Source organism: Acidobacteriota bacterium, assembly GCA_003225175.1.
Lineage (GTDB): Bacteria > Acidobacteriota > Terriglobia > Terriglobales > Acidobacteriaceae > Gp1-AA112.
In genome coordinates this window covers 1-8,925 of sequence record QIBA01000117.1, presented here as the reverse complement: position 1 = coordinate 8,925, position 8,925 = coordinate 1, and the positions used below count along the sequence as shown (strand labels likewise).

At 55.3% G+C, this 8,925-nt stretch carries 9 protein-coding genes and 1 pseudogene; 5 read left to right on the top strand and 5 right to left on the bottom strand.

Going from position 1 to position 8,925, the window contains the following annotated elements; genetic code table 11:
* Positions 1–69: 69 nt before the first annotated feature.
* Entirely contained in the window at positions 70–474 is a 405-nt protein-coding gene (locus DMG62_22875) for a hypothetical protein (GenBank protein ID PYY20620.1), read from the bottom strand.
* Positions 475–1,089: 615 nt separating this feature from the next.
* Between DMG62_22875 and DMG62_22870 the strand changes: the two genes are divergently transcribed.
* A complete protein-coding gene (locus tag DMG62_22870) occupies positions 1,090–2,343 on the top strand; it encodes a hypothetical protein (protein PYY20619.1) in 1,254 nt (417 codons plus the stop codon).
* A gap of 113 nt (positions 2,344–2,456) precedes the next feature.
* On the opposite strand, the gene DMG62_22865 is transcribed toward DMG62_22870, so the two are convergent.
* The gene (locus DMG62_22865; GenBank protein PYY20618.1) at positions 2,457–2,714 is read right to left on the bottom strand and encodes a hypothetical protein; all 258 of its coding nucleotides are present in this window, start codon (positions 2,712–2,714) and stop codon (positions 2,457–2,459) included.
* A 697-nt stretch (positions 2,715–3,411) separates the two neighbouring features.
* On the bottom strand, positions 3,412–5,004 hold the full coding sequence (locus DMG62_22860; protein ID PYY20617.1) for a hypothetical protein: 1,593 nt from the start codon (positions 5,002–5,004) through the stop codon (positions 3,412–3,414).
* An 803-nt stretch (positions 5,005–5,807) separates the two neighbouring features.
* Here DMG62_22860 and DMG62_22855 point away from each other — a divergent pair.
* Together DMG62_22855 and DMG62_22850 are read left to right on the top strand one after the other, a co-directional pair.
* A complete protein-coding gene (locus DMG62_22855; protein PYY20616.1) occupies positions 5,808–6,236 on the top strand; it encodes a hypothetical protein in 429 nt (142 codons plus the stop codon).
* Positions 6,137–6,334, top strand: a pseudogene (locus DMG62_22850) (hypothetical protein). The gene DMG62_22855 and the pseudogene DMG62_22850 overlap by 100 nt, the downstream one beginning before the upstream one ends.
* Before the next feature lie 397 nt (positions 6,335–6,731).
* On the opposite strand, the gene DMG62_22845 reads toward DMG62_22850, so the two are convergent.
* Both DMG62_22845 and DMG62_22840 read right to left on the bottom strand, forming a co-directional pair.
* Positions 6,732–6,941, bottom strand: coding sequence for a hypothetical protein (locus DMG62_22845; protein PYY20615.1), 210 nt, complete (start codon positions 6,939–6,941; stop codon positions 6,732–6,734).
* A 19-nt stretch (positions 6,942–6,960) separates the two neighbouring features.
* Entirely contained in the window at positions 6,961–7,857 is an 897-nt protein-coding gene (locus DMG62_22840) for a hypothetical protein (GenBank protein ID PYY20614.1), read from the bottom strand.
* Positions 7,858–8,132: 275 nt separating this feature from the next.
* On the opposite strand from DMG62_22840, the gene DMG62_22835 reads away from it, so the two are divergent.
* Together DMG62_22835 and DMG62_22830 are read left to right on the top strand one after the other, a co-directional pair.
* Positions 8,133–8,366, top strand: coding sequence for a hypothetical protein (locus DMG62_22835; protein ID PYY20613.1), 234 nt, complete (start codon positions 8,133–8,135; stop codon positions 8,364–8,366).
* Positions 8,367–8,604: 238 nt separating this feature from the next.
* Positions 8,605–8,925 (top strand): hypothetical protein (locus tag DMG62_22830; protein ID PYY20612.1); only part of this gene is annotated, 321 nt, incomplete at its 3' end.

Below are 8,925 nucleotides of genomic sequence, written 5' to 3'. Positions count from 1 at the left end.
AATTTTTATGACGTACTAATTTGTCTAATGATCTCTCGCGCATTCAAACAGGCAGCTCACCAGTCGCGTTCAGACAGCTCTAGCGTGAGGACGCTGTTTTACCAGCGACCGCAGTGCTAGTCCCAGAGAGACCAGAACAGAGATTAGAAGGAGGATCAGCATTGGCTTATCCAGGTCGAATCGCCATCTCGGAGGCTCGGGCATAGCCACTAGCCGAGTTTCAACATGGTAATATCCGAGCCGCGCCAGGATTGGCAGAACTAAAGAACAGCAGTAAAGGGCGACAATTATGCCGCTGCCCACAGCAGCCAAGCGGCTCCCGAAGTCCCGTACTATTAGTGACGCCGCAAGCAGAAGAATTGCTCCGCACCAGAGTGCCGCTGTGAACCACGTCGGTTGGAAATTCGGCAACCCGCTTAGGCTGGGTGCAAACACAATGTAGAGGGCTGATGCTCCGGCAAGAAAATAGACCAAATGTGAAGCGATTCTCATTGTGACTCCCTGCCACAAATTCACGGACAGGTGACCCGGCCTTCCCGTTTTGGTTTTTGCTTCAGACTCCCATGTAAAGGGTGCCCATCCTCGCGCGCCGTTCGCGACCGGGGTCCCCGACCGAACGCCGGGGTTGCGGTCGTTGGCGTGGGAGGGTGGGATTCGAGAATGTGCGGAACTCCGTTCTTGACTTTGTCCTGAGTGAGAAGCAACGCAATAACCACAGACGAATTAGATTCCCTAAAGAGTACCCGGCCATCCGCTCTTAGGACGACCGAAGCAACGAAAAATCAAGGGTCGGGCACCCGTCCGGCAGACCGATAATGCCAGTCTTCATGAATGCGGGAACCTATCTGGTGCGAAGTTTGAGATGAACGCAATCCTTCATCTTAGAGCAATGTCACCGGTAGTGTGAACCAGACGATTCAGCAGCTGTGGGAACGGAATTGGCTTACCTTAGGCTGCGCCGTGGAGTCCCCGGAGGAAACGCGCTTGCCGGAATCCTGCATCTGTACAGGACAAATCGAAGAAACCTAGTTCCCCGGGCGAGTGAATGCGCTGCCATTCGCAAAGAATTCCTTGTCAGGAGGAACTCAGATGTCCGTTGCCAACTTCGCAAGACGATGTCTGCCGTCGATTGTGCTGGCGCTGCTCTCATTGAGCTGTGGCGGCGGTTCATCGATGACGAATACCGCCAGCAACACAGCTCCAGCAACTCCTCCGCCCGGTTCGTCCTCACCTGGCACAGGGTCAGGAGGTGGATCCTCGCCGTCTGGAGGCAGCCCGAGCAGTGCTGCTACTTATGTGTACGTCGCAAGCTCAATATCTCCGTCGGCTCCGGTTGTGGGATTCCGGCTGGATGCATCCGCGCCGAGCATTGCCGAATTGGCGGGTTCGCCGTTCGGGAAGCCCACGACTGGACGCGGCTCTCTCGTCGTCAACAGGAACTTTGTTTACATTGCCGTACAAAATGATCCGATTACTACGACCATTTTGGCGATGCGAGCCGACGCCAGCAGCGGCGGCCTAACCGAAGTGGGAGAGACGACGTTCACCAGCTTCGGGGCCGCTCTCGTCAGAGATCCCTCGGGGCATAACTTATATGCCATCCTGAGTGGCGGCAACATTGCGAGCTTCATCATCAACTCCGATGGCACGCTGAGCAGCGCGGGCCCGCCGCTGCATCTCGCTGATGGAATTGCTGCGGCAGCTATGAGTCCTAATGGGCAGACAGGGTATGCGATAACCGAAACGCAACTGAGTTCAGACCCGAGGGGACCGTCATCGCTGGCAATTGTTCTGCTCCATCGCGATCCAAATTCGGGAACGCTCTCACTGAGCCGTCAGGTAAGCAGCGATCGTGCCTTCCAGCTGAAAATCGACCCAACGGGAAAGTACCTGGTTGCGGTGAAGGACGATTTCAAGCACTTTCTGGTGTACCGCATCAATGACTCAACCGGCGAGCTGACGGCGGTTGCCGGATCGCCGTTCGTGTCGGCTGGCAATCTTCCAGCGCCGGATTTCACGCGTCCGTTTGATTTCAGCCCGGATGGCCGATTCGTCTACGCAGTGAATACCAATGGAGTGAACGAGCGACCGGCAAGTATCTGGGTGTTTGCGCTCGATGCCAACAGCGGAACACTGACGCAAATTCAGACATTCGATCTCCCGCCCGGCAGCAACTATTTCAATGTTGCGGTGGAGAATTCGCTCATGATTCTGATTGCGAACGCCAACGATAGCAGGATCACGCTGATCCGCCGCGATCCGAACACCGGCCAACTCAGTGCCGGTGGCAATCCTTTGGGCGGCTACAGAGGTCTACAAGAGATCGGCGTCATGCATTTCTGACCTGGCTGGGTGGCCCGCCTTTTTCCATTTCGGGTCTAGTGTCGCACTTCCATACTGTGGGTGCCCCGTTCTCGCGCGGTGTTTGCGCGAGGGCGGGGTAACGAGAGGGTCGGCTACTTCAGGTTTGGTTTTCTCTTGCGAATAGCATCCAACTCATCGATCCTTACGATGCTGGCTTCTTCACAAAAGTAAGCGCGGAAGCTGCTCCAGCGCCAGAGTTCCGGAGAGGGCACCAGGCCGCGATTCAGCGGATTGTCGTGCATGTAGCGGAGCTTCTCCGCTCTTTTCTGGTTCGAGTAGACATTGAAATCGTAGAAGCGAGGCTGCCAGAAATGGCGATGCTGGCCGGTGCCATCGTCTCTCCAAAGCATCGGCTGATTGCTGCGTCTCTTTCTGGAGGGTTTCAGCAGTCTATGGGCGACGCTTTGCTTGAGAACCTGCAGGACAGTCGAAGGTTTCCCTTTTCGGGTTCGGCAATCAGAATGTGAAAGGGTTCGGGCATGACAACATAGCCCACAACTTCAAACTGGTATTTGCGCCGGACCTGCTCGAAGATGCGGAGAAATACCGCGCGCATGCCTGGTGCCCAGCAGGGGTTGCCGACGATAACAACTGCAGGTGATGAAATGAAAGTCGCGGAGACCGTAGATCCGCCTCAGACGGCTGGGCATGGCGCGGAATTATAGTCCGCGGTGTTTCCATTCGAACAGGAGTTCGATGAACCATGTGTCGCAGACAAAAGGCAAAAACCGGAGTTCCCGACGTTATACTCACCCCACCCTCGCGCAAACATCGCGCGAGAATGGGGCACCCACAGTTTGGAAGTCCGAGACAAAATCCACAACGGGAAAGAGGACGGGCCACCCCCGCCTCGATGCCAAGCAACTCCTCTCCGATCTGTTCGGGAGATGTGTTTGCTCTTGACAGCGCCTTATATAGAACCCGCACTAGCGGCTATAATGCTGCGCCGTGCTGATTCCTCGACGCAATCCTCTGCGCCGGTACTATGGCAACGGCGATCTTCATTTCATCACATCGAGTTGTTATTAACGCAAGCTGTTGGTCCTCTTAGAGCGAATTAAGAAAATTGATCAAGTCTTGCTTGTCTTGTTCGCTCAGGCCGATGTTGAAGCGCGCGTCGTAAAAATCCACTACCTGACGCAATGTGTCTGCATTCCCATTATGGAAGTAGGGCGCGCGCGCTGCCAGTCCGTTCAGCCGTGGAACCTTGAACTTTCCCAGGTCTGCACACTTACCAGTAATCAATCCCATCCCGGGATCAGTGGTTTCAAACTCATCGTAGTCGACTCCGTCTACCGTTGTGGGGTTGCTATAAAACGGAATGGAACTCACAGGACACAAGAACGAAAATAACGGCTGATCATCTGTCGGCGGCAGCGCTGTCGCCGTCGTCTGATTGCCGCTTTGGTCGACGCCGCTGTAGTCACCGATTCCGAGGTGCCTGCCCCCAGGAACGACGTCACTGCCGACGTTCAGAGTGTTATGGCAGGTCGAGCAAGTAGAGTTCGGCGCCGGATTCCCAGGACCGGCGTCGTTGAAGCCGGCAACGCCGGTGATGGTGAACGTTCTGGTGTTGAAGATAGCCTGACCGCGATTGATCGAAGCCTGTGCTGCGCTGTTGGTGGGGAGGGTCCACGCATCGTAAGTGTGGAAGGCCAGCGGATTAGGCAGAAATGTATTACCGGGAACATTCGCGACGCCGATTCGAGAGAGATTGACCGGGCCACCGGTTGCGCCCGCTGCTGACAGGCGTCCCGCCTGATTGTCGAAGTTTTGAGTAGTGAAGAGTCCAATTTCGAAATTCACCCCCTGTTTCACTTGATCGTCGGTTGGGGGCGCTCCGGCCTGCGCATGGCCGAGAGTTGCATCGATGAATTGACTCTGAAGACTTGGCTCTCGCCCATCCCACATGATGGTTCCCTGGGCCGAAATCGAAGTTGGATTGGAGCCGAATTGCGCGTTTCTCGTGAGGTTGGTGGCGTTTAGTACTCGCCGATACATCGAGAGCATGCCGCTTGGCAGACCATAGTCGGCACTGTTCTCACAACCGTAAGGATCGCTCAACACGCTCACCTGATATTCAGCATTCGCGGGTACAGGAATGAATACGCGAATGTTTCCTTTTGTCAGCAACTGGCTTGAGGCGGCAGCCTTGTCGTCGATAGTCTGCGCGGCGGCTCCAACGTCCGGGCAATTCGCGCCGTCGACCGGAGCAAAGAGAGGGTCATTGCCCTGTGATGCGTAGAAAATGTCCGTTGCGGTGCCTGGGTTCATCGCCCAGCCGCTCTGCGGCTGATGGCAACTGAAGCACGTGCGACCATTGGTGCCGAGTGAGCTGAAAAATGCGTTTCCGGCCGTTGCTGTAGCGCCTGCTGGTTGATAGCTGGCCAGGCGGCCGGAGGGATCGTCCGATTCCATGAACTGCGGTATTGTCGCGGGCGTTTGTCCCGGCTGAGTCGAAGATTGCATCGGCGCCTGGCGCGACTGTTGCCATACCGGCGGAAACCAACTCGGCAAATGCAGCTGCTGGCCCAGCAAAATCTGGGCATGCGCAGGCCGGACGAATCCAAGCCAAACCACAAGCAGCGCTGTTGCAAACAGAATTCCTGAAACAACAATCCTGGCGAGAAATCGTGTCATCGCGGGCCTCCTTCGGTGCGCTGGAGAAACCACCTCCTTCTCGTGGCCGGCGATAGTTCCACGTTAGAAAAAATCCTGTCGCACTCAATGGATTCCGCCCTCAGCTCGGCACAGAAAGATCGGCACCCACTACACCAGCACGATGTTCTGGTTAGCAGGTGACGTTCCACTTCGTCCCAACGAAACTCCGGAGAAGCCGAAACGCCAAGCGCTACTGGAGATGTCGAAAAGTCAGGTACTTCCAGACCGAGAGCTCCATTGGATGGCCAGTGAGGAGCACTGTTCCGCGCTTTTTGGGACAAATGCTGAACGAAAGTTTTTTCACGTGAAAATATTTGCTAGCCGAAAGGGACTTCAACTATCCGAATATCGCATGCCGCGCCGATCTTTCATCCAGCACTGTGTGACTGCTTGCTTCGCTGCCGAAGCAAGAAGGAGTGCGCGTCAGCAGCTCCCCTTCGGCTTCCTTGTCGGACGAGGAAATGTGGTCAGTCTGTCCAGCCTGGTAAGGGAGATTCAGTGAATCGGAACGCAACGATGTATTTCAGTGCGGTTCTAGATTTTTCTTTGTTTTGCGGGGCTCGAGTCGAGATTCAGAACCCCGCCGGGTGGCCCAGCCTTCCCGTTTTGGTATTTTCATCAGACGCCCATGTAAAGGGTGCCCCGTTCTCGCGCGGTGTTCGCCAGGGCGGGGTTAGAGGATGTGTGCAACTCCGCCTTTGACTTTGGTCTTTGTTAGACACGACTAAATACTCACGGACTCCAGGTTCCCGGCACAAGGACGAACGATATAATGCTCCGCCATGCCGAGCCGGCTCAAGCGAATCTATGGGTTTCGCGATCTCCACTTCATCACATGCAGTTGTTACCGACGACGGCAGTTACTCGGTACTAGGCATGCACGAGACGTGTTTCTCCGCATCTTCGAGCAAGTCCGGCGCAAATACAAGTTCGAAGTAGTGGGCCACGTGGTCATGCGGGAACACTTTCATATCCTGATCGGAGAACCCGAAAAGGGAAACCATCCAGCCTCCTCCAGATTCTCAAGCAGACCGTCGCCCGACGTCTACTCAAACCGGCCAGAAGGCGACGAAGCAATCAACCCATGCTGTGGAAGGAAGGTCTTCCCGTTCAGAACCGTCATTTCTGGCAAGCGCGATTTTACGACTTCAATGTTTATTCGAACGAGAAACGCTTCGAGAAGCTGCGCTACATGCACAGGAACTCAGTAAAACGAGGCCTAGTGTCCTCACCCGAACTATGGCCCTGGAGCAGCTTCCGCGCTTACATGTACGCAGAGCCGAGCGAGAACGGGGCACCCGACTGGTAGAAGTGGCACACAAGAACCGAAACGGGAAAGGCGGGGCCACCTGTCCGATTTCAGGTGTCGGCGCGATCAAACTTTCGCTGAAATTCAACAGGCGGAACGTCCACCTCTGCTTTCAACGGTGCTGACGAATATGAGCGTCCTTGTCCTGGATTCCGCCAGAAGCCGTTTTATGGATTCGCGTGCGTGTCCGCTTTGGTTGATTCGTCAACGTTGCGCGTTTATTGGGATCCAATTGGTAGGCATTGTTTCTGGATTGCCCGTCATTCGGGAACAATTAAGAGAGGCGCCAATGTCGCAACTCTTCGCGCCTTTGAACGATGTGAGAGAAGAACTCGTGTTACGTTCTTTCACACGGGTCCTTAAGCATTCTCAACATTGCCTTTTTCGCTTCGCCAAATTAGATATGCATAATGGCGACCACGCCCGTTCCGGGTGCCGGATTGCCTGAGTTCAACGGCTTCAACGCTCCGGTGCTGGGATCGAACGAGAAGACGAGCGTTCCATCTTTTGTGCTTGAGAAAAGGTAGGTGAACTGGGTCGACATCGACTCGAAAAATGCCGGCTGATTCGGTTGATTTCCGGCAGGAGTTGCCGGTCCACCTGCCATCGATGCATTTGTGCCAAGCTCAATGATGGTGACGCTTCCGGAATCCCTGTTCGTAACCGCAGCCCATTGCTTTCCACCGCGGTAAGCAGCGATGCCATTGGAGTACAAACCCCCCGATGGGATTTCTGAGCTGCTGGTCCTGGTTTGTGCTGATCGGCGTGATGTAGTTCACGCTGTCGATAGTTCCATCGCTGTGGCGCGGATAACACTGGATCGCCACATTCGCCTTAAACAAAGCCATGTTCACGCAGACGTAAGCGGAAGTCACCTTGAGTTCGCCCGCACTTGCTCCATGATTAATTTGCCAGGGTGAACCGGGAAGCGGAGTAAGCGTTCCTGAACTCTGATCGACGGCATAGCCGTACATCGCAGGCGCTGGAGAGCCGATATTGCTCGCATCGACATACGCCGAGGCATAGAGAAAATTCCCGGAAGCTTCGGTTGCAACCGCGTAGATTCCCTTGGCGGTCACATTGCCCAGCTTGGTCAGCGAGCCGTTTGCGTCCGAGCGGAAGCTGGTGATGTTGGCCGAGGAAGGATCGGAGGGGTTGTCACCAGCGGCAAACAGCAAATGTCCGCTGGTTGCGAGCCACACCGCCTGACCCGAGACGGTGTACGGCGAGCCGGACGTAGTGCTTACGTGGTTCGAGCTATCCACCGCGATTCCATAGATCTGGTTGCCAGAGCCGACAAAGGCCAGTGCCGTAACCGATGATCCTGCGCCGGAGCCTGGATTTGATCCCGATCCAGAGCCGGAACCGCTGCCTCCTCCAGGCTGCGAGCTGCCTGTAGGAGGATTCGGGTTCGATGCGCTGGTACTTGGCGCGGAAGCGGAACTACCCCCAGCTCCGCACCCAATGAAAGAGAATGAGGATAAAGTAAAGACTACAAGCAAGACGAGCGACGGCTGGTTCATAGGTTCTCCTAAAACCAGGAGTGGGGGTTTGCCCAGCTTAGATCGACTGCGTAGGAACCGGGTTTTCTGCTGGTGCTAAGTTCTTCCGATTTGGCGTACCAAAGAAAAGGCGGCTCGCGCCGCCTTGGATGCAGCATCAAGGAAAAGCTACTGGTGCACTTCTCCCATTTGAGCTCCCGCTCCGGAAGACCATATTAGGAACTGCCTGCGCTTTGGCATTTCGAGCCACAGGGCGATAACTCCCGTCTCGTCGGCTATTCGGAAACTGGACAAAGATGTGGCCAAATTCCGAATCGCCCGTCACTCGGGTGCGCTCCAAATGTTGGATCAATCTCTTGAATCACGCTTTTCGCCCTTTGATCCCGAAATTTGCTCAAAGTTTGGGAGTAGCGCTGCGTGTAATCCCGACGGAATTTCTGAAAGCGAATCAAAACAAGGAGCAATCTACAATGAAACGGTCTTCGCTTGCGCTGAGAAAACCTGGGAACAGACGGAACGTTTACGATTAGAAAAACCGCGACAGACGGGACGTTTTCTGATTCTCGATACCAGAATGGGAACGTCCCTACTGTCCCTATGTTTCTGTCCCCATGTTTCTCTTCGGTTGCCCAGCGGGATCCATGCGGACATTCCCGAGCACGGAGGAACAGAGTAGCTGCTCAATTTCTTGGCACCACATCCAGCCCCGGCCAAAAAATCCCCCTCTTAGAAATTAGCCAGCCAGACCTCCGGGATGTGGGGCCCTTCATGCAAATCCAGAATGTAGCGAAACTCTTCGTATTGTCAGTTCTCACGCTTACCTTGCCGTCGATCATCGGCTGTGGAAGCTCAACATCGTCGGCTGCGCCGGCATCCTCCAATGTCGCGAGCAGCGGTCCGCCGTCGTCCGGCTCTCAGCCGGTAGTCCCTTCACCGACGCCGATGCCATCCTCGACGTGCATCACCGGCACTGTCACAGACGCCGATGGGCACCCCTTTGGAGCACACGATCCGATGAAAGATCCGACTCCCTTGATCACTGTCTTTCTCGAACAACAAAGCAAAGATGGAGATGACCGCGTCCTTACG

Excerpts from the sequence above, each read along its gene's own strand:
- DMG62_22870 (PYY20619.1), top strand. The coding sequence starts at position 1,090 with ATGTCCGTTGCCAACTTCGCAAGACGATGTCTGCCGTCGATTGTGCTG.
- DMG62_22865 (PYY20618.1), bottom strand. The coding sequence starts at position 2,714 with ATGCTTTGGAGAGACGATGGCACCGGCCAGCATCGCCATTTCTGGCAG.
- DMG62_22860 (PYY20617.1), bottom strand. The coding sequence starts at position 5,004 with ATGACACGATTTCTCGCCAGGATTGTTGTTTCAGGAATTCTGTTTGCA.
- DMG62_22855 (PYY20616.1), top strand. The coding sequence starts at position 5,808 with ATGCCGAGCCGGCTCAAGCGAATCTATGGGTTTCGCGATCTCCACTTC.
- DMG62_22845 (PYY20615.1), bottom strand. The coding sequence starts at position 6,941 with ATGGCAGGTGGACCGGCAACTCCTGCCGGAAATCAACCGAATCAGCCG.
- DMG62_22840 (PYY20614.1), bottom strand. The coding sequence starts at position 7,857 with ATGAACCAGCCGTCGCTCGTCTTGCTTGTAGTCTTTACTTTATCCTCA.
- DMG62_22835 (PYY20613.1), top strand. The coding sequence starts at position 8,133 with ATGTGGCCAAATTCCGAATCGCCCGTCACTCGGGTGCGCTCCAAATGT.